Source organism: Segatella copri, assembly GCF_024330485.1.
Classification (GTDB): domain Bacteria; phylum Bacteroidota; class Bacteroidia; order Bacteroidales; family Bacteroidaceae; genus Prevotella; species Prevotella copri_L.
This window is the reverse complement of sequence record NZ_JANDWX010000012.1, coordinates 68580-92010: the sequence shown is the minus strand read 5'-3', so window position 1 is coordinate 92010 and position 23431 is coordinate 68580. Positions and strand designations below refer to the sequence as shown.

General features: G+C 46.2%; 22 protein-coding genes and 1 tRNA gene. 8 read left to right on the top strand and 15 right to left on the bottom strand.

Annotated features, from left to right (window positions below; translation table 11 throughout):
* The first annotated feature begins 350 nt into the window (after positions 1-350).
* The 3 genes from NNC77_RS08805 (at position 351) to NNC77_RS08795 (ending at position 3854) form a co-directional block, all read left to right on the top strand.
* A complete protein-coding gene (locus NNC77_RS08805) occupies positions 351-449 on the top strand; it encodes a smalltalk protein (RefSeq protein WP_022121809.1) in 99 nt (32 codons plus the stop codon).
* 241 nt (positions 450-690) lie between these two features.
* Positions 691-1551, top strand: coding sequence for a tRNA threonylcarbamoyladenosine dehydratase (locus NNC77_RS08800; protein WP_153073057.1), 861 nt, complete (start codon positions 691-693; stop codon positions 1549-1551).
* A gap of 317 nt (positions 1552-1868) precedes the next feature.
* A complete protein-coding gene (locus NNC77_RS08795) occupies positions 1869-3854 on the top strand; it encodes a KUP/HAK/KT family potassium transporter (RefSeq protein WP_254970388.1) in 1986 nt (661 codons plus the stop codon).
* A 148-nt stretch (positions 3855-4002) separates the two neighbouring features.
* Here the strand turns inward: NNC77_RS08795 and NNC77_RS08790 are convergent, their stop codons facing one another.
* Positions 4003-5484, bottom strand: a complete 1482-nt coding sequence (locus NNC77_RS08790; protein ID WP_117727669.1) for a tagaturonate reductase — start codon at positions 5482-5484, stop codon at positions 4003-4005.
* Positions 5485-5801: 317 nt separating this feature from the next.
* Here NNC77_RS08790 and NNC77_RS08785 point away from each other — a divergent pair, with 317 nt between their 5' ends.
* Positions 5802-6776 carry a hypothetical protein gene (locus NNC77_RS08785; RefSeq protein WP_254970389.1) on the top strand — a complete coding sequence of 325 codons (975 nt, stop codon included), beginning with the start codon at positions 5802-5804 and terminating at the stop codon, positions 6774-6776.
* A 167-nt stretch (positions 6777-6943) separates the two neighbouring features.
* Here NNC77_RS08785 and rsxA read toward each other — a convergent pair whose 3' ends face one another.
* The 7 genes from rsxA to NNC77_RS08750 all read right to left on the bottom strand — a co-directional run bounded on the left by rsxA (position 6944) and on the right by NNC77_RS08750 (position 12614).
* Positions 6944-7546: an electron transport complex subunit RsxA gene (rsxA, locus tag NNC77_RS08780; protein WP_006848658.1), complete on the bottom strand. Its 603-nt coding sequence runs from the start codon at positions 7544-7546 to the stop codon at positions 6944-6946.
* Positions 7547-7587: 41 nt separating this feature from the next.
* The gene (gene rsxE / locus NNC77_RS08775; protein ID WP_022121864.1) at positions 7588-8172 is read right to left on the bottom strand and encodes an electron transport complex subunit RsxE; all 585 of its coding nucleotides are present in this window, start codon (positions 8170-8172) and stop codon (positions 7588-7590) included.
* A 6-nt stretch (positions 8173-8178) separates the two neighbouring features.
* The gene (locus NNC77_RS08770; RefSeq protein ID WP_117727671.1) at positions 8179-8853 is read right to left on the bottom strand and encodes an RnfABCDGE type electron transport complex subunit G; all 675 of its coding nucleotides are present in this window, start codon (positions 8851-8853) and stop codon (positions 8179-8181) included.
* A gap of 13 nt (positions 8854-8866) precedes the next feature.
* On the bottom strand, positions 8867-9868 hold the full coding sequence (locus tag NNC77_RS08765; protein ID WP_118416516.1) for an RnfABCDGE type electron transport complex subunit D: 1002 nt from the start codon (positions 9866-9868) through the stop codon (positions 8867-8869).
* Between the two features lie 50 nt (positions 9869-9918).
* On the bottom strand, positions 9919-11271 hold the full coding sequence (gene rsxC / locus NNC77_RS08760; RefSeq protein ID WP_117727673.1) for an electron transport complex subunit RsxC: 1353 nt from the start codon (positions 11269-11271) through the stop codon (positions 9919-9921).
* Between the two features lie 2 nt (positions 11272-11273).
* A complete protein-coding gene (locus tag NNC77_RS08755) occupies positions 11274-12116 on the bottom strand; it encodes a Fe-S cluster domain-containing protein (RefSeq protein ID WP_117692396.1) in 843 nt (280 codons plus the stop codon).
* 84 nt (positions 12117-12200) lie between these two features.
* Positions 12201-12614: a SoxR reducing system RseC family protein gene (locus tag NNC77_RS08750; RefSeq protein ID WP_006848664.1), complete on the bottom strand. Its 414-nt coding sequence runs from the start codon at positions 12612-12614 to the stop codon at positions 12201-12203.
* 230 nt (positions 12615-12844) lie between these two features.
* Between NNC77_RS08750 and NNC77_RS08745 the strand changes: the two genes are divergently transcribed.
* Positions 12845-13294 carry a hypothetical protein gene (locus tag NNC77_RS08745; RefSeq protein ID WP_117585988.1) on the top strand — a complete coding sequence of 150 codons (450 nt, stop codon included), beginning with the start codon at positions 12845-12847 and terminating at the stop codon, positions 13292-13294.
* Positions 13295-13424: 130 nt separating this feature from the next.
* Here the strand turns inward: NNC77_RS08745 and NNC77_RS08740 are convergent, their stop codons facing one another.
* From NNC77_RS08740 to NNC77_RS08730, 3 genes are read right to left on the bottom strand one after another with little or no spacing between them, the layout of a single operon-like run.
* Positions 13425-14933 (bottom strand): glycoside hydrolase family 10 protein, encoded by a 1509-nt coding sequence (locus NNC77_RS08740; protein WP_118154758.1) that lies wholly within the window; start codon positions 14931-14933, stop codon positions 13425-13427.
* 38 nt (positions 14934-14971) lie between these two features.
* Entirely contained in the window at positions 14972-15619 is a 648-nt protein-coding gene (locus NNC77_RS08735) for a trimeric intracellular cation channel family protein (RefSeq protein WP_117585997.1), read from the bottom strand.
* Between the two features lie 59 nt (positions 15620-15678).
* On the bottom strand, positions 15679-16953 hold the full coding sequence (locus tag NNC77_RS08730) for a replication-associated recombination protein A (protein WP_254970390.1): 1275 nt from the start codon (positions 16951-16953) through the stop codon (positions 15679-15681).
* Between the two features lie 130 nt (positions 16954-17083).
* On the opposite strand from NNC77_RS08730, the gene NNC77_RS08725 reads away from it, so the two are divergent.
* The 3 genes from NNC77_RS08725 (at position 17084) to NNC77_RS08715 (ending at position 18638) form a co-directional block, all read left to right on the top strand.
* Complete coding sequence (locus NNC77_RS08725; RefSeq protein WP_006848669.1) at positions 17084-17896, top strand: hypothetical protein; 813 nt, start codon at positions 17084-17086, stop codon at positions 17894-17896.
* Positions 17897-17929: 33 nt separating this feature from the next.
* The gene (locus NNC77_RS08720; protein WP_022121874.1) at positions 17930-18151 is read left to right on the top strand and encodes a hypothetical protein; all 222 of its coding nucleotides are present in this window, start codon (positions 17930-17932) and stop codon (positions 18149-18151) included.
* Between the two features lie 416 nt (positions 18152-18567).
* Positions 18568-18638 (top strand) — tRNA-Cys (locus NNC77_RS08715).
* Positions 18639-19083: 445 nt separating this feature from the next.
* On the opposite strand, the gene NNC77_RS08710 is transcribed toward NNC77_RS08715, so the two are convergent.
* From NNC77_RS08710 to NNC77_RS08695, 4 genes are all read right to left on the bottom strand, one after another.
* Positions 19084-20076 (bottom strand): rhamnogalacturonan acetylesterase, encoded by a 993-nt coding sequence (locus NNC77_RS08710; protein WP_254970391.1) that lies wholly within the window; start codon positions 20074-20076, stop codon positions 19084-19086.
* 124 nt (positions 20077-20200) lie between these two features.
* Positions 20201-21565: a histidine--tRNA ligase gene (gene hisS / locus NNC77_RS08705; protein ID WP_022121877.1), complete on the bottom strand. Its 1365-nt coding sequence runs from the start codon at positions 21563-21565 to the stop codon at positions 20201-20203.
* Positions 21566-21663: 98 nt separating this feature from the next.
* A complete protein-coding gene (locus tag NNC77_RS08700; RefSeq protein WP_254970392.1) occupies positions 21664-22938 on the bottom strand; it encodes an adenylosuccinate synthase in 1275 nt (424 codons plus the stop codon).
* Positions 22939-22961: 23 nt separating this feature from the next.
* Positions 22962-23426 (bottom strand): Fur family transcriptional regulator, encoded by a 465-nt coding sequence (locus tag NNC77_RS08695; RefSeq protein WP_022121879.1) that lies wholly within the window; start codon positions 23424-23426, stop codon positions 22962-22964.
* Positions 23427-23431: the final 5 nt, after the last annotated feature.

Sequence of the window (23431 nt, the reverse complement as noted above, 5' to 3'; positions counted from 1 at the left end):
CCTTTCCGCATTGTTACCTGCTTTGCATAGGTAACTGTGGCTCACGATTTAGTAACTGAACTACTTCAATATTCCTCACTCGCTTGCTTTATGCCGATTTGGCAACTTTGTGCAAATCTGCTCATTCCCAACTGTTTACGTTCCAACCTCTCTTATTCTCCTTTGGCTGCTTTAGAGCTTAATGTTATGACCCGCAAAACGATGAGTTATTTTCTTTAACACAATATGGCAGAAATGTTAATGGAATTTTACATAACTCTGCAAGGTGATTTTTGGTGGTGTAGGAAAAATGTAGTACCTTTGCACCTGTAATCAAGAACATTATTAATCACTAAAAAAACTAGAAAATTATGAAGAAAGAAACTTGGAAACAGATTTTTCAGATTGTACTCACAATCTTGACGGCGCTCGGCACTACCCTCGGAGTAACATCATGCATGGGGGCGTAACAGTTCATTATTAGTTACTCCCCCGCCCTTCTTCTTCCAGAAACGCTTACTGAAACTAAATTTCAACCACTAAAAAAAGCATGTGACTATCATTATCCACTTAGTAATAATTCAAGTTTCGCAAGTTCAGAAGTTAAATGAGTTAAAGAATTATAAACATTTATTCATATCAGCCGACATCAGATTTTATTCACTAACTTTGCATCAGATATATACATTAGAATTCTTTACAAACAATAAAATGGAGAATAAAATAACGACAATGGAGCGGGGAATGCAGCGACGCACCGAACTGCTCCTGGGAAAAGATAATCTTGAGAAAATTCAGAAGGCAAGAGTGCTCATCTTCGGTATCGGAGGAGTAGGATCATGGTGCGCTGAAGGACTCCTGAGAAGCGGCGTGAGAAACATCACAATCGTAGACAGCGACAGGGTATGCGTAACCAACTGCAACCGCCAGCTGATGGCTACAAGCCGAACCATAGGCGAAGTGAAGGTAGAGGCGCTGCGCAACCGACTGCTCGAAATCAACCCCGATGCCAACATCACAGCCTATCAGAAAATATATCAGGCAGAAACTGCCGATGAATTCCACATGGAGCAATACGACTTCATCATCGATGCCATCGACTCGCTCAAGGATAAGGCTGACCTCATTCTGCGTGCCACTGCCCTGCCTAAGGAAATCACCTTTATATCTTCTATGGGAGCTGCCCTGCGCACCGACCCATTCATGGTAAGAAAATCTGAATTCTGGAAGGTGGATGGAGACCCGCTGGCAAGAGCACTGCGAAAGAAATTCAAGAAGAACAAAACCTTCCCACGACGAAAATTCCAGTGCGTATACAGTGAAGAAAAACCGATGCAGAACCAAGGTGTGAACAAAGCCTGCGGCACGGGCGGATGCCTATGCCCGAAAGCTAAACTGATTAGCGGAGAGCGCGGTACCGATACTGCCGTATATGATGCTCCGGGCGACCAGCAACTGGTAGAACACGAATGGTGCTCTACTAAGGCACAGATCAACGGTTCGCTCTGCCACATCACCGCAACCTTCGGAATGGCTATCGCAGGAATGGTCATCAACCACATCATTGAATAACTGTTTTTCTTTACAACAGTCACTTGAAAAGAAACTTACAAAACATACGTAAAAGGCGAGGCGCTTTCACAAGCTCCCCGCCTTTATTAATTATTCAAGTTTCGCAAGGTTCAGAAGTTTCTCGGGAGTAGTCTTATCGGCGTTCGCCTCTATTCGTCTCTTCATATCGCCAAAGAATAAAGGTTAAATCCGATAAATCTTGTTAAACAAATTCTATCTTACCTCTTAAGTTTATACCTTTGCACGCAATTTATAATCACAAAGGCCATTTTCATGTCCCAAAAAGAATAATATTTAATTTAAATAAGAGAAGAAAAATGAAAGAAAAAGCAGAAAGTTCAGTAGCCTGCAATCATCACAGAGTAGGCTTCCTGGGATTGCTCGTTACATTAGGCATTGTATTCGGAGACATCGGAACATCACCTCTCTATGTGATGAAGGCTATCCTGCATACGGGCGAAAGCATCAGCGAGAGCACCATCCTGGGCGCACTGTCATGCATCATCTGGACACTCACCCTCCAGACCACCATCAAATATGTATGCGTGGCGCTGCGTGCCGACAACAATGGCGAGGGAGGCATCCTCGCCCTCTATGCCTTGCTGCGCCGACTCAAGTACAAGTGGATTTACCTACTGGCCATCATTGGCGCAAGCACCCTGCTGGCAGACGGAATCATCACCCCTGCCATCACCGTGACCACAGCCATCGAAGGACTCGAAAGCATCAGTCCCAACCTGCCAGTTATCCCCATCACCCTTGCCATCATCACCATCATCTTCTTCGTGCAGCGGTTTGGCACAGAGAGTATTGGCAAATCGTTTGGCGTATTTATGCTGCTATGGTTCCTGCTGCTGGGCGTGGTGGGAGCTTTCAGCATCACGTCTTACCCATTGATACTGAAGGCTTTTAACCCCTATTATGCTGCCATGCTGCTGGCAAAATCGCCTGAATGGTTTCTGATTCTGGGTGCCGTATTTCTCTGTACTACCGGTGCAGAGGCTCTCTATTCCGACCTGGGACATTGCGGCAGAAAGAACATCGCCATCAGCTGGGGCTTCGTAAAGACCATGCTCATTCTCAACTATCTGGGACAGGGAGCATGGGTGCTGAATCATGCTGATACGGCACTGGCAGCGAATCCGTTCTTTGCCATCATGCCGCAGAGCATGCTGTTCTTCGCCATCATCATGGCCACGGGTGCGGCAATCGTTGCGAGCCAGGCACTCATCAGCGGAACCTTCTCCATATTGAGCGAAGCCATGAACCTGCACTTCTGGCCGCGCATGCGAATCAAGCATCCTACCCATGTTAAGGGGCAGCTCTATATCCCGATGATCAACCTCGCCATGTACATCGGCGTGGTTCTCATCATCCTGCTCTTCCGCGACTCCTCGCACATGGAGGCAGCCTACGGACTCGCCATCACCATCACCATGCTGATGACTACCCTGCTGCTCGGTTTCTACCTGCACAGCAAGGGTGTGGCACGGATTTTCACGATGCTGTTTATGGGCGCATACTGCATCATCGAAGCCATCTTCCTGACTGCCAATCTGTCAAAGTTTCTTGCAGGTGGATGGTGTACGATGCTCATTGGAGGAATCCTGTTCCTGATGATGTACGTGTGGGTGAAAGCCATGAAGATACGCCGCCATTATATCAGCACCAAACCGCTGGATGATTATTATCAGATAATCTCCGACATCAAGGCCGACGAGAGCATCCCTAAGTACGCTTCCAACCTGGTTTATGTGAACCACGCCAACAAGGAAGGTGCCGTAGATGACAAGTTGCTCTACTCCATCATCAACAAGCAGCCGAAACGTGCTGACCATTACTGGCTTATCAACATGGAGTTTGTTGACACACCTGACACGCTGGAGTACAACTGCGAGACCCTGATTCCCGACACCCTCTACAGCGTAACCATGCACATTGGTTTCCGCATAGAGCCTAGGGTGAGTCTCTATCTGCGACAAGTAGTGGAAGATCTGGTAACAGACGGAAAGGTAGATTTGCAAAGCACCTATCCTTCGCTGCGCAAATACGGAATTCCGGGCGATTTCCGATTCATCATCATTCACCGCGTATATTACCCGGAGAGTTCAGATAATCGCCAACAGAACCTGCTGATGAGTATCTACGCTCTTATCAGCAAGATAGGTATTGACGAGCCTAAGGCATTGGGCCTCGACACTTCCATGGTAGTGGTAGAAAGAGTGCCGCTCATCATCAACCATCCGGTCGTTAAGGACAAGGTCATTAAGGTCATTAAGGATTCTGAAACATCACCAAGCTGACAAATAAGCAAAAAGGCGAGGCGCTTTCACAAGCTCCCCGCCTTTAACCTATTAGCTAGAAGATTATAGCTAACAACTAACACAAAACCTTATAACTATTTTCAAATCTAAATCGTTATTTGAACCTATGAACGAACATTTTTTTTAATTAGAGGATAGTCTTAACAGCCTCCAGCATGCCCTTCTCCTGAATAAGGTCAAGATCTTTCTTAACCAACTCAGTCAAGCCAGGAACTGTCTTGTTCAAATCCTCGTGCCAGATATAGTCGAAGCCCAATACGCCCTCAGCTACCTTCTGGGTATCGCCGGTAGCCCAAAGCTCGGTGAGCTTGTCCATAATCTTCTGGTCATCGTTTGGCTGGATAGGAGCACCATCCTCGCGAACACCACCCTTATAGTAAGTGATGATAGCAGCGAGACCGAATACCAAACCCTGTGGCAACTCGCCCTTACGCTCAAGATAAATCTTGACACCAGGCAGGTCGCGAGTTTCAAACTTAGGGAATGAGTTGAGCATGATGCTTGTTACCTGATGATCTACGAATGGATTCTCGAAACGCTCCAATACGTCAGAAGCGAACTTCTGCAGCTCATCCATTGGGAGGTTCAGCGTCTGCATCAACTCCTCGAACTGTACCTTGTGGATGTACTTGCCCAATACCGGGTGCTCGCAGGCATCGCGAACAATGTTTACACCGCTGAGGTATGTAACAGGGCTCAATACGGTGTGAGGACCATTCAGCAGGGTAACCTTACGCTCGTGGTATGGCTTCTCATTATCTGTGATAAGCACGTGGAGACCTGCCTTATGAGCTGGGAACTCCTCCTGCATCTGCTCTACTGTCATATTTTCTGCCTTCTCGATAACCCAGAGGTGGAAGCTTTCTGCCTTAACTACGAGGTTGTCCTTGTAGCAAACCTTCTGCTGAATCTCCTTGATGGTATCGCGTGGGAAACCAGGAACGATGCGGTCTACCAATGTAGCGCAAACGTAGCAGTGGTTGGTGAACCACTCCTTGAAGCCCTCGTAATCAGCACCCATATCGCCCTTCCAGAGCTCGATATACTGATAGATGCACTCCTTGAGGTGGTGACCGTTGAGGAAGATCAGCTCACATGGCATCAGGATCATACCCTTGGTTGGGTCGCCCTCGAAGAACTTGTAGCGGTGGAACAAGAGCTGAACCAACTTGCCTGGATAAGAAGCTGCAGGAGCATCTGTAAACTTGCAAGAGTCATCGAATGCGATACCAGCCTCTGTAGTGTTAGAGATGATGAAACGCATCTCTGGCTGCTCAGCCAAAGCCATGAAAGCCTGGTTCTGAGAATATGGATTCAGTGCACGGCTGATAACGTCGATACGCTCCAATGTGTTGATAGCCTGGCCGTTCTCCTTACCCTGAAGGTTTACGTGATAGAGGCAGTCCTGACCGTTCAGCCAGTCAACCATACCACCAGCCAATGGCTGAACTACAACGACAGAACCGTTGAAGTCGGTCTTCTTGTTCATATTCCATACAATCCAATCTACGAATGCACGGAGGAAGTTACCTTCACCAAACTGAATGATTTTCTCTGGAGCGACGCTCTTAGGAGCAGTGCGCTTGTTTAATGCTTTTAGCTCTTTCATGATTTGTTTATTTTGTTTTTATTATTTTACTTTCCGTTTTAAATTCCAATCTATTCATCAGATTGTTTTTTTCTGAGTGCAAAGGTAGTAAATATTTCGTTTGATTGTTCCAAAAACAGCGAAAAACTTCACGCAAACCTTTACGCTCCACTCCGGTTCTATACCTTATTATATATAGAACTGCGCAGGCACAAAATAAAGAAGTAGGGATTTTCCCCCACCCCTTTAGGGGAAATCCCGCCCGTGGAAGCAAAAAACATCGTATCTTTGCACCAGAAAAAGAAACATGAAGTATAACAATTTAAAGATATACGATTATGAAACGAATGATAATAGCTCTTGTAGCCATGTTCATGATGACATTCACTACCGCTTCAGCAATGAGTTATGAGCAGGCAAGACAGCAGGCTCTCTTCCTGACAGACAAGATGGCTTACGAGCTCAATCTTACGGAAGACCAGTATGAGGCAGCTTACGAGGTGAACCTCGACTACCTGATGAGTGTAGATACATACGATGACCTGTATGGTGCTTACTGGCGCCAGCGCAATATGGATTTGAGCTATATCCTGCTCGACTGGCAGTATAGAACATATCTCAATGCCACCTATTTCTACCGTCCGCTCTACTGGAATGCGGGCTACTGGCACTTCGGCATCTACGCCCGCTATCCGCGCCGCGACTATTTCTACTTCGGTCGCCCTCACTTCTACGTATCTTACCGTGGAGGTCATAGCTGGCGAGTAAACGGAAACAGAAGCTGGTATCACGGAAGAAGATTTGGCGGACCTCACCCAGGTGGATATCCTAGAGTAGGTATGAGAGACGGATTCAATCGTGGTGATTACGGCAGAGGAAGATCTTTCGGAAATCTGAACCGCGAGAACAGACCTCAGATGAACCCAAACCGTGGTTTCGGTAATGCAAGCCGCCCTAACAACAACGCTGGCTTCGGAAACAGCAGCCGCCCTCAGAACGGAGGCTTCGGAAATAACAACGGAGGCTTCGGCAACAGCAGCAACCGGGGCTTCGGCAATAGCAACAGTCGCCCTAACCGCGGTTTCGGCAGCAGCAACAGCAGCACCAGCAACAACCGTGGTTTCGGAAACAACAGCCGTGGGTTCGGAAACAGCAGCTTCGGAAGCGGAAGAAGTAATATCTTCGGGGGCAACCGCAGCAGCATGAGCCGTTCATTCAGCAGCGGGTCTGGCAACCGTGGCGGCGGATTCACCCCTCGCTCTTCTACACCAAGCAAGAACAATGGCGGTGGAAGCTTCGGACACAGAAGATAAGAAAAGAGAAAGAGTTAAAATTTCAAGTTTATAAAGACAGAGAGTTAAGAAAAATCTAGACCTCAAGTAAGAGAGAAAGAAAAATCAAGTACAAAAAATGGGAATTTGCATCGGTTCATACCATTCGCAAATTCCCATTATTATTTTATCAACTTTCAGTAAAAGTTTTACTCCAATCCGAAGAGCGATTTCAAACCGCCATCTACGCCCGAGAATCCCATGAAGGCGAGGCTGAGGAGCGCTGCAGTTACCATGACGATAGCTACGCCCTGCATGCCCTTAGGAATACGGACCAAAGCCTGCTGCTCGCGAATGCCGGCAAAGACAATGAGAGCCAGGGCAAAGCCGAGAGCGGTAGAGAAAGCGTAAACCACGCTCTCAAGCAGATTGTAATCCTTCTGGATAACCAGGATGGCTACACCCAGCACGGCACAGTTGGTAGTAATCAGAGGCAGGAAGATACCGAGTGCCTGATAAAGTGCAGGAGAAACCTTCTTCAGGATAATCTCTACCATCTGAACCAAGGCTGCAATCACGAGGATGAATGCCAGGGTCTGGAGATATTGCAATCCGAACGGATCGAGTACATACTTCTGAACACACCAGGTAATGATGGTTGCCAGGGTCAAGACAAAAGCGATGGCACCACCCATACCGATGGCTGTATCAACTTTCTTCGATACGCCCAGGAATGGACAGATACCGAGAAACTGCGACAAGACGATGTTGTTGACGAATATCGCAGAGATAAATATCAATAAATATTCCATAATTTCTATTTTATTTCATTGATTTGAAGCGATGCCTACGCTTACTTCTTTACCTTATTAAATATAGCAATGATGTAACCCAAGGTGAGGAATGCTCCAGGAGGCAGGATGAACATCAGAATGTTGGTAGTCTCCGGCAACAGAGTGATACCGAATACACTACCTGCACCGAGTATCTCGCGGGCACTACCCAGGATGGTCAAACCGAGGGTGAAACCCAAACCGCAACCAATGCCATCGAAGAGGCTGGCAATAGGCGAATTCTTGGCAGCAAAGCTCTCTGCTCTACCCAGGATGATACAGTTTACTACAATCAGCGGAATATAAATACCCAGCGCCTGATTGATGCTGTCGGGAGCATAAGCGCTCATCAACATCTGAAGGATGGTTACGAAGGCTGCAATCACTACGATGAAAACAGGGATGCGAACCATATCCGGGGTAATCTTCTTGATACAGGAAATAACAAAGTTGGTACAAATCAGCACCGCCATGGTAGCCAATCCCATAGAGAGACCGTTGATGGCGCTGGTTGTTGTAGCCAAAGTAGGACACATACCGAGAAGCAACACGAAGGTTGGATTCTCCTTGATGAGTCCGTTCATCAAAATCTTAACATTACTCATATCGGTTTATCCTTTCTTTTCGTTATGTTCAACTTTAGATGCACCGCTCTCTGCATCTGCTTTCTGAGATGCACCGCTCTCGCCGTCAACATCCTTCTTGGCATATACGGCATAAGCCTGGTTGATAGCCTTGAGGAAGGCGCGGCTGGTAATGGTAGAAGCGGTAATGGCATCTACTGCATTGCCACTCTTATCGTCCTTAGATACGTGGAGGTCGCCATCCTTTGGAGTCTTACCGATGATGCTACCCTTTCCGTCCTTCTGGAACCAGGTAGCAGCCTTGGCGCCCAGACCCGGAGTTTCTGAAGCCTGAAGCACGGTATAACCCATAATCTTGCCCTCGGTATCGAAACCTACGAGCACCTTCAGATCGCCACCGAAACCACCGGTAGTACTCTCTACGGCAGCACCCAGCTGCTTGCCGCTCTTGTCAGAGCACTTGTGGATGGTGAAAGAGAATTCCTTACCGCCAAACTCCTGCTTTACCTCTTCAGGCTCAGCCACCTGGAGTTCTTCAGTACCCATCACGCTCTTGATGCCGGCAGCCAGACTCTGTGCAGCCTTCTCGGCGATAGGACCAGATGTAAGATGATTGATATATGCAAGCACAGCACCTACGATGAGCGCAACGCCCACCAGCACAAGCACCATGTTCTTTAATGATGATTCTAATTTCTGCATGTCTCTGTCCTCCTTATTTCTTAACAGGCTTCTCACCGAAGCGCTTTGGTTTAACGTATGTGTTAATAAGAGGTGTGAACGCATTCATGATAAGAATGGCGAACGACATACCTTCTGGATAGCTACCCCAGTTACGGATGATGACGGTCAGCAGACCGATACATACACCGTAGATAAGCATGCCCTTGTGGGTCATCGGAGAGGTTACATAATCAGTAGCCATGAAGATGGCACCGAGCATCAGACCACCACTGAAGATGACAGCCAGAGGATTGGCATAAACAGGATTAGCCAAATGCATCAAACCGCTGAAAACGAATACGGTAGCGATGATACTGACTGGAATATGCCAGGTAATGACCTTCTTCCAGAGCATGTAAGCCAAACCGAGCAAGAGGGCGAATGCACAAACCTCACCGGTAGTACCGGCACCGAAGGTATCGCCAGTGGCACCGAAGAGCAGGCTCAGCGCATCAGGCAACTGGTTGAGAACTGAAGCATCGCCCGTCTTGATGGCGGTCTTCATGATAGCCAGCGGAGTAGCACCCGTTGTAGCATCAGTATAGCTGAGCATCTGACCGGCAACAGGCCATGAAGTCATCTGGGCAGGGAAGCTGACGAGCAGGAAGCAACGTCCAACCAGCGCAGGATTGAAAGGATTGTTACCTAAACCGCCGAAGCTCATCTTACCTACACCGATGGCAAACAGGGCACCGATGATGATGATCCAGAGAGGAAGGTTACTTGGCAAGTTCATGCCAAGCAAGAGACCGGTGATGATGGCAGAACCATCGAGCAAGCTGGTCTCCTCCTTCAGGAGATATTTTGTAATTGCCCACTCAAAGAAGACGCAGGCTGCCACAGAGGTGAGCAGTACGACTGCTGAACCCAAGCCGAAGAAATAGAAAGAAGCGAGGATGGCAGGCACGAGAGCGATAATCACTCCGTACATGTTCTTCTCTACGCTCTCATTTCCATGAGCGTGTGGCGATAATGAAACGATTAATTTACCCATTTTATCTTTTAAATTCTTTCTTAAATGAAATTCATTCTTGACGTGAACGCTTACTTCTTGGCATTGCGAGCTCTGATGATGCCCATTACCGCTGCCTTACCGTTGATGATATTATCGAGGATAGGACGATGAGATGGACAGGTGAACTGGCATGAACCGCAGGCGATGCAGGATGTAACCTCCTCTGCCTCCAGGCGCTCATAATCCTTCACTACGCTCAGGGTAGCGAGCAAGTATGGCTCCAGGCCCATTGGGCAGGCATCCACACACTTGGCACAGCGGATACATGGCTGAGCCTTCTTGCGATGAGCATCAGCATCGGTCAATACGGTGATTGAGTTGGTACCCTTGGTTACCGGTACATCGAGGCTGATTACAGCCTTACCCATCATCGGACCTCCAGCCAGCACCTTGTTGTCACCCTCAGGCAAACCTCCGCAGTTCTCAATCATCTGAGAGAATGGAGTACCCATACGTACGAGGAAGTTGCCCGGATTCTTCACCTGCTTACCGGTTACGGTAGTATAGCGCTCGAAGAGAGGCTTATTCTTCATAACTGCCTGATAAACAGCGAAGGCAGTACCTACATTCTGAACAATTGCTCCAACGTTGACAGGGATAGCTGGAGGAGCAGGAACCTGACGGCGGATAACGGCATCCACCAGCTGCTTCTCACCTCCCTGAGGGTACTTTTTAGCCAGAGGTACAATCTCGATACGAGCGTCATTAGCTGTCTTCTCCTCGAAGAGTTTGATGGCAGCAGGTTTGTTATCCTCGATACCGATGTAGCCCTTCTCTACCTTAGCCGCCTTCATCAGAAGGTTCAAGCCAACGAGAATCTCATCGGCATGCTCCATCATCAGGCGATAGTCGGCTGTGATATAAGGCTCACACTCTACACCGTTGATGATGACGCACTCAGCCTTGGCTCCTGGAGGAGGACAAAGCTTGATAAAGGTAGGAAAACCGGCACCACCCATACCAGTGACACCAGCTACCTTGATGCGGTTTACGATTTCCTCTGGAGTAAGCTCTGTATGAGCCTCAAGCGTTTCGAGTTTATCAGAGCGGTCGATACTCTCCTCCCACTCATCGCCTTCTACATTAATAATGATGCAAGGCTTGCGATAACCGGTAGCATCAATAGATGTATCTACCTTGAACACGGTTCCTGATACGGAACTGTAAATAGGAGCACTCACAAAGCCACCAGCCTCAGCAATGAGTGTACCCACCTTCACCTTGTCGCCCTTGGCAACTACAGGCTTGGCAGGAGCACCGATGTGCTGACCAAGTGGGAAAATAGCCTGCTTAGGAAGAGGAGCTACCTGAGTAGCCATCTCGGCAGTAATCTTATTCTCTTCTGGGTGAACTCCACCAATTCTAAAAGTTCTCAAATTCATGATTATTCCTCCTTTTTCTTAACTGGGAAATTAACTTTTACGAGAGCACCTGTTGGGCATTCGTCAACACACTTGGTACACATGCGGCACTTGTTGAAGTCAACATAAGCCACATTGTTTTCAATGGTGATAGCATCAAACTTGCAGACTTTCTGACACTTACCGCATCCGATGCAAGCAACGCTACAAGCCTTCTTGGCAACAGCACCCTTGTCGTGATTTACGCACTGAACGTAAACTCTACGGCCCTTAGGCCCCTTCTTGCGGAGCTCGATGATATGACGTGGACAAGCGTTGGCGCAAGCACCACAACCCGTACACTTCTCTTCATCAACCTCAGGAATGCCAGTTTCAGGATTGATAGAGATTGCGCCAAACTGGCAGGCAGCCACGCAATCGCCACAACCCAGACAGCCGAACCCGCAGCCTGTTTCGCCAGCGCCACATGAATTCATAGCTGCACAAGTGTGCAAACCATCATACTCGGCAATGCGAGGACGATTCTCGCAAGTACCATTACAACGAACCACAGCCACCTTTGGCTCGGTATTGGCTACTGCCATACCTAAAAGGTCGGCTACCTTGCCCATCACGTCGGCACCACCTACCGGACACATCAGTCCATCGATAGAACCGGCATCAGCACCCTTCACCAGAGCTGCAGCCATACCGGAACATCCGGCAAAACCGCAACCACCACAGTTGGCACCTGGCAGAATCTCTCCTACCTGGCCCAAGCGAGGGTCTTCTTCGACGGCAAACTTCTTAGATACTCCGAAGAGAACCAACGCTGCAATCAGCGCGATTGCTCCGAGAACCAAGACAGCAATCAAAATAAAATTCATAATTTTTTGTGTTTTGTTTTGTTATTTTTTCTTTGTTTTAAAACAAGAGTTCTCCACTAAAACTACAGAAGCACATCACGTACCCTATGATTCAATAGAGAAGCTCAGTTTGTTTTTAAGTTTGTTTCTGAATAAGTAGAGCACCACATAGTATGGAATGAGAATGCCCAATGCCGAGAGCGCTGCGGCTCCCTCTGAGTGAGTAGCTTTCAGTACACCGACCAAAGCTATCACCATCAGTATCAGCGGCAAGAGATAGCCATAGAAACTGGCTCTGAAGCCTACAGCCGAATCAGCAGTCACCACCACGCTATCGCCTTTGTGGTAGAGAGACGCCTCTGAGGTAGAAACCTCAATCATCTTCTCTTTCGATTCAGATGCAGTACAATGGGCAGCCACCTTGCAAGCGCTGCAGGCTGACGACTGTACGATGCGAATGCACACACAACCTTCTTCTACGCTCTCTACGATGCCAGAATGTTTTATTTTATTATTCATTTGTAATGTTGAGATTGCATTTTTGCAATTCAAGTGCAAAGATACTACATTATTTAGAAATGGCAAACAAAATCGAAAAGAAAATATGAAAAAGGAGCGTAAACGTTATCTATGCCCTAAAAATCGGGGTATTTGAAAACAAATTAAAAGCAAAAATGCTTTTTTTTAGCAACTTCTTTTGGTGATATCAATTTTTTATGTATCTTTGCATTGATTATTAAAGAATTGATATGGAAACATTAGAGCAAACAATCATGCAAGTAGAGCGCTTTATCAGAAAAGTGGCTCAAAAGTTCCCAGCGCCAGAATCTGACGACGAGACTTCTCAAATGACCGACATCCACGTAAGGGTTTCGCAAGATAGTGGCGAACTCCTAGCCTTTGACGACGATGACAACGAGATTACCCGCTGCGTTGTTGAGCAATGGATAGAAAACAAGGATGAAGACTTCTACGACGAGGTAGCAAAGCTGCTTCGCGATGTATTGCGCAAACAGGCTGATATCATAGATCATCTCGGCATTCTCAAGCCATACAGCTTTGTGCTCGAAGATGAGGATAAAGAGCATATTGGCGAGCTCTATCTTGCTGACGATGATACGATCATTGTAGGTGGTGACTTGATGGAGAATCTGGACAACGACCTGGATAACTTCCTGAACGACCTGCTGAAAGAATAAAAAAAATACAGGATGAAAGGACTACCCGCTCCCCCATCCCAACAAAATAAAAAACCGTTGCACTCTTTCCTATCGAGTACAACGGTTTTTCTGTTTTTAACGGTCTTTCCGTTTATATCATCTAACCAATCTAAAAAGAAATTTTCTTTTTCTTACCTTTACTTTCGTTTCCTACCCGGTCGAGAGCAGTTACTACATACACATATTTCTTGCCACTCACATAAGGGATGCGATAGAAATTATCATAAGTTACTGCCTGGAGTGCAGAAACATCATTGAGATTTACCTTAGCTCCTTTCTCAAAACGGTAGATAGCAAAACGGTTCACCTGATCGCCCCACTTTTTCTTGCTAGCCTTAGGAGCCTTCCATACCAGCAGCGGACCTTTCTCGGTCCACATCAGCTTGAGACCCTTTACCCCCTTTGGCGCCTTATTATCAAGGAAAGGCATAGAAGGTGGCAATGCTGGATACTTCCAATAATTATTGCGGAGTGTATGTCCGATATTACCTACATTATCGGCAGCAGTCTGCGCATACCAGAGCACAGTGCCCTTCACATTATTCATCTGCTGATGCAAACGGTGCTTGGCAGGCAACTGATGACTGCGCGGATTGACTGGGTCAGCAAACTTGGCTGTACGCTCAATATCTTCACCTATATATAATGGGCGGTTGCCAGCATGCTTATTCCACCAGGTTATGAGCGTCTTGTAATCGGCAGCACGATTGCCTATCTCCCAATAAATCTGAGGCACACAATAGTCTATCCAACCATTATTCACCCAAAGCAATACATCTGCATAAAGATCATCATAATTTTGGAGGCCGAAAGTTTCTGAACCATTAGGATCGGTACGCTTGTTGCGGTAGATGCCGAATGGAGAAACACCAAACTTGACCCAAGGCTTAACGGCATGAATGGATTCGCTGAGCTGCTTTACAAACCGGCTCACGTTATCACGGCGCCAATCACCTATGTTTCGCATGCCGCGCGACTGCTGGCGGAAGAGCTGCTGATCAGGAATCTGACGTCCGGCCTCTGGATATGGATAGAAATAATCATCAATATGGAATCCATCAACATCATATCGGCTTACAATGTCCACAGCCACCTCGCAAATATAGTCGGCTGCAGCCTGCAACCCAGGGTTCAACAGCGTCAGCTTACCATACTGAAAACAGAGATCAGGACGCCTCTTCACGATATTCTTCGGCGAAACCTGCTCATAGGAAGTTACGCTATGCTTGGCACGATAAGGATTAATCCAGGCATGAAGCTCCATGCCACGATTATGACACTGCTCTATCATCCACTGCAACGGATCCCAATAAGGAGAAGGAGCCTTTCCCTGCACCCCCGTAAGAAACTTGCTCCAAGGCTCTAAATCACTCTTATACAGAGCATCACACTCAGCTCGAACCTGAAAGATTATCGCATTCACGCCATCCTTCTGCAGTTCATCAAGCTGTCTGGTAAGCATCGCCTGGATCTGCTGCGTACTCTTGCCCAGATACTGTCCGTTAACGCACTGTATCCAGGCTCCACGAAACTCTCGTTTGTTCTGAGCCTTCATTGTTGCCGACGACATCAGCATCATTGCAACAACGAGCATCAAAATCGCTTTCAGTCTTTTCATCTGTTATCTGTTATTTATCAATTTCTTTTTTTTCCTTTTCATTCTACAGTTTGTTCTTCATCCCTCAGCTTCGGGAGTGAAATATGGTATCTTACAGCCAGCAATCGGATGGCGCAGACCACACTGAAAGCTACAATCACCGTAATATAGAGGCTCACACCCAGATAGCTCAATCCCCAATAAGCCAAACCACCGGCGACACAAGCCATCGCATAAATCTCCTTTCGGAAGATGACCGGCTCTTCATTAAGAAGCACATCGCGGATAACACCGCCTGCAGCACCCGTAATACAGCCCATGATGATGGCTACCCAAAAAGAGAAACCACATTCGAGCGACTTCTGGATGCCCGCAATATTGAAAAGCGCCAAGCCCAAGGTATCAAACAGAAACCAGGTATTGTCAAGACGCTTGAGATAGCGGTGGCAAGCAATCACTACCAACTGCGCAAACAGCGTACAAATCAGGTAGATAGGACTCAACATCCAAAACGGACGCACACCAAGCATCACATCTCGTATGGTTCCACCACCTATGGCTACAGCCACACCACAAACAAAACCGCCCAGCCAATCATAGTGCTTACTTGCTGCCAGACGAATGCCCGAAAGGGCAAAAGCAAATGTACCGATGAATTCTATCACGCTATGAAGCGTGAGCACGAATTCAGGATCGCCATGTATCATCATTTTCTCGTATCAGTTAGTTGCTCTAAATATCAATTTCTAATTATTCTTTCTAATCACTAATTCTTGAATCTTTCTCCCCAGCAGGTAACCATCCAGTTGTAGAGGCGCTCCTCGGAAGGCGAATGCTGCGCATGCCAGAAGCGGGCATCCTTCAGTTCGTCTGGCAGATACTGCTGCTCAGTGAAATGTCCAGGATAATCGTGAGGATACTTATATCCGTCATGATAGCCCAAATCTTTCATCATTTTGGTAGGAGCATTGCGGATGTGCAGCGGAACAGACAGATTACCCGTTTGCCGTACAGTAGCCAGCGCATCATTAATGCCCAGATAAGCACTGTTGCTCTTCGGACTCGTGGCAAGATACACCACAGCCTCAGCAAGGGCGATACGCGCTTCGGGCCACCCTATCTTCATCACCGTATCGAAGGCAGCATTGGCAAGCAGGAGTGCATTCGGATTAGCAAGTCCCACATCCTCAGAGGCACTGATTACAACCCTACGGGCTATAAACTGCGGGTCTTCTCCTCCTTCTATCATCCTCGCCATCCAATAAAGCGCAGCATCGGGATCGCTTCCACGGATACTCTTGATAAAGGCTGAGATAATATCATAATGCATCTCACCCTGTTTATCGTAAGCCAGCGGATTCTGCTGCAACTGCTCTTCTACCATCTTGTCGGTAATCACAATCTCTGAAGATCCGGCTGATTCCACCACCAGTTCCAGGATATTAAGCAGTTTTCGGGCATCTCCACCACTATATCGCAGCAGCGCGCCCGTCTCTTCCAGCTTAATATTCTTTTCTCTGAGTTCTACATCCTGCGTAATGGCACGATGCAGGAGTCCTTCAAGATCAGCCTTTTCGAGCGGTTTGAGCACATAGAGCTGACATCTGGACAACAGCGGACGAATCACCTCGAATGAAGGATTCTCGGTGGTAGCACCTATCAGCGTAACAATACCCTTCTCTACCGCACCCAAAAGCGAATCCTGCTGACTCTTGGAGAAACGGTGAATCTCATCAATAAACAATATAGGAGAAGCCGAATTAAAGAATCTACCACTCTTTGCTCTTTCTATCACCTCGCGGACATCCTTTACGCCACTGGTCACCGCAGAGAGGGTGAAGAACGGCACCTTGATGGTTTGTGCCACGATTTGAGCAAGGGTAGTCTTGCCCACTCCAGGGGGTCCCCAGAGGATAAAAGAGGATATGCGCCCTGCATCAATCATCTTGCGCAGCACGGCCCCCTCACCTACCAAATGCTGCTGCCCTACATAGTCAGCAAGCGTGTGAGGTCTCATTCTTTCAGCTAACGGTTCACTCATAGTACGTGCAAAGGTAATGAAAAAAATCGAATTCCAAATAAAAAAGTGACCAAAAACACAAAAAAACAGCAAGAAAATTTGGATATATAAAAAGAAGTACTTACTTTTGCACACACAAACACAATTGAAGATGAATAAAGATAAAATATTAACACTGAAGAATGTTACTAAAAGTAGCATTTGGGAATTGCAGGAGAACGATGTGTTCCGTCTTTGGGAAGCAGCAGAAAAGGATGCTGACCTCAAGGATTACCAGAACAAGTATATCGCAGTGATCCGCAGCGCATTCGAAATGGAACCAGTGACGGTAGACCGTCCTGAAGTGATTGACAAACTGATGGCACGCGGCTTTAAGATTGGCACTTTCCGTATCAACGACAAGAAAGAAAAATATGCCATCAAAAAGCGCCCTATCATGCGTGTTACTGATCTTACTTACGAAAATGTAAGTCACATCACCGCCAATAAGCTCATCGAACTCTTGGAGCGCAACTTTGGTGGTGGCTGGGAGAGTCTGCCTCAGAGCATCCAGGACATCATCGAAAGTAATTTCGACATCAGCACAACTACTCTTCCTGCTGACCGCCTGAAAAAGCCAGGAGGTCTGTACGAGAAAAAGCTCGCCGATGACTACGAAGTGCTCGTGGTACCAAAAGGTTCTTGGGTAGAAGCTATCTTTGCCAAGGAGAAGCCAAAGGTAGAAAAGGTTCGCATGAGATTCGAAGATGAGAATGATTTGAAACGCAACGACGACCTGCTCGACCCAGACGAGGATGAAGACGAGGATGCACCAGAAATCGAGGATCACTACAACGATCCAGATGAGGATGACGATGCATTCGATGACGACAAGCTTACTGAGGAAAGCTACCGTACTACCTTCGAAGACCCAGAGAACCTCGGTCTTGATGATGCAGAAGACGTAGCCGACGATGATTATTAATTCAGTTTATACATTATTATAATATAAAGAGAAATGAACGCATTAATTGGATTTGTTGCATTAATCGCTGTGGGCCTCGTAGGTTGGGCGATTGCAGAATTTAAGTACAAGGCTTTCACTTTCACCCGTTCAGAAAAGGACATCGAGGAAGAGAAAGAGCTTGAAGAGCAGAAACGCGCAGAGGGTTTCAAGGAGATGAACATCCGCGACATCATGCGCAAAAACTCAACCAATGGTTATAACGCCGTAGGTTAGTATTATGTTAATTTACCTATGCTTATGATACAGTATATCATCATAGCAATCATATTGGCGGCATGCATCACGTATGCCGCCATTTGTATCTACCGCTCCATCAAACAAGCACGAGAGTGTAAAAACTATCAATGTTCAGGTTGCCCGTTCGTTGAGAAATGCCAAAAGAATAAAAAGAAAGAGGCTACTCAGCGGAAAGAACAAGAGCAGTTCTCATAAAAGAGCTGCTAAAACTACTTTTACTGTCATGCAGCGAGGAAACCAGACAAAAATTAAAGCATTTCAGAACCCGTTCATTATGAGCAAGATACAAAGAAAGTGATTGTTTTAATTAAAAAAGTTGCATAAAAATTTGGTAGAACCAATAAAAAGTAGTACCTTTGCACTCGCAAATCAGAAATGATTGTTCTACACAAGGTGTCTTAACCGAGCGGTTAGGTAACGGTCTGCAAAACCGTGTAGAGCGGTTCGACTCCGCTAGACACCTCATAAAAAAGGAAGTTCTTCAATAAGGACTTCCTTTTTTCATATCTACTCTCCCCCATTTTCATTCCTCATTTCTAGGTATTCATCAAAACCCCCATTTTTAGGTATTGCACAATTATAAAAATCTTCGTACCTTTGCAACCGTAAATGATAAACATCAGAACTGAGGTTATCCTACGAGTAGGAATTGCCCCTTGCCAAAAGTAATTCTGGTGAACGTTTGAAACTTTTAGATAATTGAGACAAAGATAGAAATTAAAATCTTGTTCGCTAATAGAAATAATTCATAATGTTTTTGTATAATATGAAAAGGGGTGCTTGTGAAAGTACCCCTTTTATGTATAGGTTTACTACATGGCGATGCATTTTGTTCTATGTCACGACGCACAGACTTCTACATCGCCATGTAATTTCAAAGATATCGGGAGTTTTAAAAAAGCCTGTTACTATCTGATTTTAGCACCAAATGACTTGACAAACTTAATCTTCTTGCCTTTTGCGATGATTGGCTTCTTCCATTCACCACCCAAAATACGGATAACAGCCTTCTTGCCTACAGGAACCGCATCTACAGCCTTCTGCAAATCCATGAAATTGCCCCGACCTTCTGCAGAGACTACATAATCATAATGGCAGACATGAGACTTCAGCGCTGGCACCTGCTCAGCTACAGCATCAGCAAGCGCACCGGCAACCACACGTGCACCATATACATTATAATGGGTATTATCTTTCTTACCCTTAGGAACCTGCGGATTCTCGCCAGGCATAAACCACATATGTAATTTGCGGCTGCCTTCAATACCCATGCCCGTTTCTATATCGTGGGTAATCTTGGTAGCATCAACAAACGGAACATTCAGCTGCTTTGCTACATTGCGGGGAGCTATCACATAAGCTCCGTGGGTGTCGATAAGCGTATCACTATTAATCTGTTCCTTTCCATCATATACTTTATTGCGAAGCTTCTCGTCATCATCATTCTTCAATTCTGCAGAATAATAGCAGCGACGAACCACCGCATTGAACAATACAGGAATGCCACCCTTGGCACGGGTCTCATTTACATATCTGGCAAGGTTTACATCAAAAGTAGATCCCGGATCAGTATGACGGTCAGGCATTGACTTTTCATCGTTATGCCCAAACTGGATAAACACATAATCACCTGGCTTTATTCTATCCAAAACCTTTTTCCATCTTCCTTCATTGATAAAGCTCAAAGAAGAACGACCATTAACAGCATGATTGTCAACAATCACCTTGTCATCAAAAAAGCCTTGCAATACCATCCCCCATCCTCGCTCTGGATTATTTCTAAAACCACCTTTCTCGGCAGCAGTAGAATCACCTATTACAAAAATCGTTGTTGTCTTTGTGCTGGATGTCATCAGCAACGCCAGTATGAATACACATAAAATAGCTTTTATTTTTTTCATTTGTCTGTAGTTTTTAGAAGTTACTAAAATTATAGTTAGGCATACACGCTAACACATAAAAAGCTCTCGCCCTGCCGCACTGCATATTCACATATACGAGCACGAGAGGACGAGAAAGAGAGTATTATTTATTTACTTTGGCTATCAATTCCTCGGCAGTAACCAAGGTTTGTTCGCCAGTTTCCATATTCTTAAGCGTAACCTTGCCCTGAGCCATCTCATTCTCACCTGCAAGCACAACAAATGGAATGTTCTTGGCATTGGCATAGCTCATCTGCTTCTTCATCTTCGCCTTATCAGGGAAGATTTCGGTACGGATACCGGCTGCACGAGCTGCACTTACTATAGGCAGGCAATAAGCTGTCTCCTTTTCACCGAAGTTGATAAACAGTACCTGAGTAGCATTTACAGCCTCCTTCGGATAAAGGTCGAGCGCACCTAACACATCATAAATACGGTCAGCACCAAAACTGATACCTACACCGCTCAAACCTGGCAAACCGAAAATGCCGGTGAGGTTGTCGTAACGACCACCACCTGTAATACTTCCCATTGGAGTATCAAGCGCCTTCACCTCGAAGATTGCACCTGTATAATAGTTCAAGCCACGAGCCAGAGTGAGATCCAGTTCTATCTCGTTGTTCAAGCCAAGAGTCTTCAAGGTATCGAGGATAAACTTGGTTTCCTCTACACCCTTCAAACCAACTTCTGAACCTTCGAGAACCTTCGCTATCACTTCAAGTTTCTCATCATTAGTTCCTGACAGTGAGATGATTGGCTGCAACTTCTCAATGGCATCTTCAGAAATGCCGTCATTGCGCAACTCTTCGTTTACATTGTCAAGTCCGATTTTATCAAGCTTATCGATGGCCACTGTGATATCTACAATCTTCTCAGCCTCACCGATAACCTCTGCAATACCAGTAAGAATCTTGCGGTTATTAATCTTGATGCATACACGAACACCAAACTTGGTGAACACGGTATCAACAATCTGCATCAACTCGACCTCATTCAGGAGAGAATCAGAGCCAACCACATCAGCATCACACTGATAGAACTCACGGTAACGTCCCTTCTGAGGACGGTCTGCACGCCATACTGGCTGAATCTGATAACGCTTGAAAGGCATCTGCAACTCCTCGCGGTGCTGCACTACGTAACGTGCGAAAGGGACGGTCAGGTCATAACGAAGACCCTTCTCACAAAGTTTCGCTGCTAATTTGAGTGATCCGAGAGAATGAATATCCTCATCGCTCACCTTATTCATATAGTCGCCTGAATTCAATATCTTAAAAAGCAGTTTATCACCCTCTTCACCATACTTGCCCATCAAAGTCTGAAGGGTTTCCATGGCAGGGGTTTCAATCTGCTGGAATCCATAAAGAGCATACACTTCCTTGATGGTGTTGAAGATGTAGTTGCGTTTCGCCATCTCAACAGGACCAAAATCTCTCGTGCCCTTTGGTATACTTGGTTTCTGAGCCATTTATTAATGTTTAATATGAATGTTAAATGTTTAATGTCTAGCGCCATGTAAACCCCTCAAAGTAAACATTAAACACTAAACATTAAACACTATATGATTTATTTGCGTACAATAGTCTGAGCACGGTCTGGACCGATAGAAATGATACCGATCTTAGTCTCAAGGAACTCTTCTACGAAAGCAATATAATCCTTGAACTCCTGTGGGAACTGATCTTCAGATGTGAACTTAGTCATATCTGTCTTCCAGCCCTTGAACTCCTTGTAAACAGGTTCTACATCATCGATTTCGTATGGGAAATCTGTTGTAACAGAACCATCCTTCAACTTATATGCCACGCATGCCTTGATGGTATCAAAGCCATCGAGCACGTCGCTCTTCATCATGATAAGCTCGGTAACACCATTCACCATGACAGAATACTTGAGCTGTACAAGATCGCACCAGCCACAACGACGCTCACGACCGGTAACAGCACCATACTCATGACCGAGGTCACGAATCTTGGCACCCGTCTCATCGAAAAGCTCTGTAGGGAATGGACCTGCACCAACACGTGTACAGTAAGCCTTCATGATACCATAAACATTGCCGATGCGATTAGGGCCGACACCCAAACCTATGCAGGCACCTGCACAGATAGTATTAGAAGAAGTAACGAATGGATAAGAACCGAAATCAACATCGAGCATAGTACCCTGAGCACCCTCACAGAGGATATCCTTGCCAGAACGGAGCACCTTGTTGATTTCTACCTCGCTATCGATGAGCTTGAACTGCTTCAAGTATTCGATGCCCTCCATCCAGGTCTTCTCAACCTCTGTGATATCGAAGTCGGTGTAACCGAGACTTGCGATGGTTTTGAGATGAGCAGCCTTGTGAGCAGCATACTTCTCCTCGAAATTGTCAAGGATATCGCCTACGCGAAGACCGGTACGGCTAACCTTGTCAGTATAAGTAGGACCGATACCCTTACCAGTAGTACCTACCTTGTTCTTTCCCTTAGAAGCCTCGATAGCAGCATCGAGTACACGGTGAGTAGGCATGATGAGATGTGCCTTCTTAGAGATGTAAAGACGGCTCTTCAAATCATGACCGCTCTTCTCAAGATCCTTAGCCTCACCCATAAAGAGGTCTGGAGCCAAAACCACACCATTGCCGATGATGTTCACCTTACCACCCTGGAAAATACCAGAAGGGATAGAGCGAAGCACATACTTCTCGCCCTCAAACTCCAATGTATGTCCAGCATTAGGACCACCCTGGAAACGAGCAATGACATCATACTTAGGGGTCAACACGTCAACCACCTTACCTTTACCTTCATCGCCCCACTGCAAACCCAGCAGGACATCTACTTTACCTGTGTTCATTTTTTATCTTTTTATCTTGATACTTATTCTTTTTTGCGTTTGCGAGTCATCTTGCTTTGACAGCCGCTGCATACGCCATAGATGTAAAGAGCATAAGCATCTTTACGAAAGCGCTGCATCCTGATATCCTTCACAGCAGCCGTAACCTGCGGTGCTACAATTTCGGTTACCTTGCCACAAATCGTGCAAACCTGATGCACATGATTGTCCTCGCTATAACTGGCCTCATACTTGGTGCCGTCTGCCAGACTGTGCTTTACCACAAGCCTTAATTCCAGGAACAGATGCAATGTGTTATAAAGCGTAGCCCTGCTAACGCGAAAATTCTTTTTCAGTAGCTCTCTGCCCAAATCTTCTATCGAGAAATGCTCTCCCATAGAATAAATGGTGTCGAGGATAGTGGAACGCTCCGGAGTGCGCCGGTGATGATTGCTCTCCATATAATTGTCCAAAACCTCATGAGCTTTTGCTAAAATTTCTTCACTCATAATCC

Excerpts from the sequence above, each read along its gene's own strand:
- NNC77_RS08695 (WP_022121879.1), bottom strand. The coding sequence starts at position 23,426 with ATGAGTGAAGAAATTTTAGCAAAAGCTCATGAGGTTTTGGACAATTAT.
- rsxC (WP_117727673.1), bottom strand. The coding sequence starts at position 11,271 with ATGAATTTGAGAACTTTTAGAATTGGTGGAGTTCACCCAGAAGAGAAT.
- rsxE (WP_022121864.1), bottom strand. The coding sequence starts at position 8,172 with ATGAGTAATGTTAAGATTTTGATGAACGGACTCATCAAGGAGAATCCA.
- NNC77_RS08790 (WP_117727669.1), bottom strand. The coding sequence starts at position 5,484 with ATGAAAGAGCTAAAAGCATTAAACAAGCGCACTGCTCCTAAGAGCGTC.
- NNC77_RS08755 (WP_117692396.1), bottom strand. The coding sequence starts at position 12,116 with ATGAATTTTATTTTGATTGCTGTCTTGGTTCTCGGAGCAATCGCGCTG.
- NNC77_RS08770 (WP_117727671.1), bottom strand. The coding sequence starts at position 8,853 with ATGCAGAAATTAGAATCATCATTAAAGAACATGGTGCTTGTGCTGGTG.
- NNC77_RS08745 (WP_117585988.1), top strand. The coding sequence starts at position 12,845 with ATGGAAACATTAGAGCAAACAATCATGCAAGTAGAGCGCTTTATCAGA.
- NNC77_RS08785 (WP_254970389.1), top strand. The coding sequence starts at position 5,802 with ATGAAACGAATGATAATAGCTCTTGTAGCCATGTTCATGATGACATTC.
- NNC77_RS08765 (WP_118416516.1), bottom strand. The coding sequence starts at position 9,868 with ATGGGTAAATTAATCGTTTCATTATCGCCACACGCTCATGGAAATGAG.
- NNC77_RS08795 (WP_254970388.1), top strand. The coding sequence starts at position 1,869 with ATGAAAGAAAAAGCAGAAAGTTCAGTAGCCTGCAATCATCACAGAGTA.
- NNC77_RS08700 (WP_254970392.1), bottom strand. The coding sequence starts at position 22,938 with ATGAACACAGGTAAAGTAGATGTCCTGCTGGGTTTGCAGTGGGGCGAT.
- NNC77_RS08735 (WP_117585997.1), bottom strand. The coding sequence starts at position 15,619 with ATGATACATGGCGATCCTGAATTCGTGCTCACGCTTCATAGCGTGATA.
- rsxA (WP_006848658.1), bottom strand. The coding sequence starts at position 7,546 with ATGGAATATTTATTGATATTTATCTCTGCGATATTCGTCAACAACATC.
- hisS (WP_022121877.1), bottom strand. The coding sequence starts at position 21,565 with ATGGCTCAGAAACCAAGTATACCAAAGGGCACGAGAGATTTTGGTCCT.
- NNC77_RS08730 (WP_254970390.1), bottom strand. The coding sequence starts at position 16,953 with ATGAGTGAACCGTTAGCTGAAAGAATGAGACCTCACACGCTTGCTGAC.
- NNC77_RS08720 (WP_022121874.1), top strand. The coding sequence starts at position 17,930 with ATGAACGCATTAATTGGATTTGTTGCATTAATCGCTGTGGGCCTCGTA.
- NNC77_RS08805 (WP_022121809.1), top strand. The coding sequence starts at position 351 with ATGAAGAAAGAAACTTGGAAACAGATTTTTCAGATTGTACTCACAATC.
- NNC77_RS08725 (WP_006848669.1), top strand. The coding sequence starts at position 17,084 with ATGAATAAAGATAAAATATTAACACTGAAGAATGTTACTAAAAGTAGC.
- NNC77_RS08750 (WP_006848664.1), bottom strand. The coding sequence starts at position 12,614 with ATGAATAATAAAATAAAACATTCTGGCATCGTAGAGAGCGTAGAAGAA.
- NNC77_RS08710 (WP_254970391.1), bottom strand. The coding sequence starts at position 20,076 with ATGAAAAAAATAAAAGCTATTTTATGTGTATTCATACTGGCGTTGCTG.
- NNC77_RS08740 (WP_118154758.1), bottom strand. The coding sequence starts at position 14,933 with ATGAAAAGACTGAAAGCGATTTTGATGCTCGTTGTTGCAATGATGCTG.
- NNC77_RS08800 (WP_153073057.1), top strand. The coding sequence starts at position 691 with ATGGAGAATAAAATAACGACAATGGAGCGGGGAATGCAGCGACGCACC.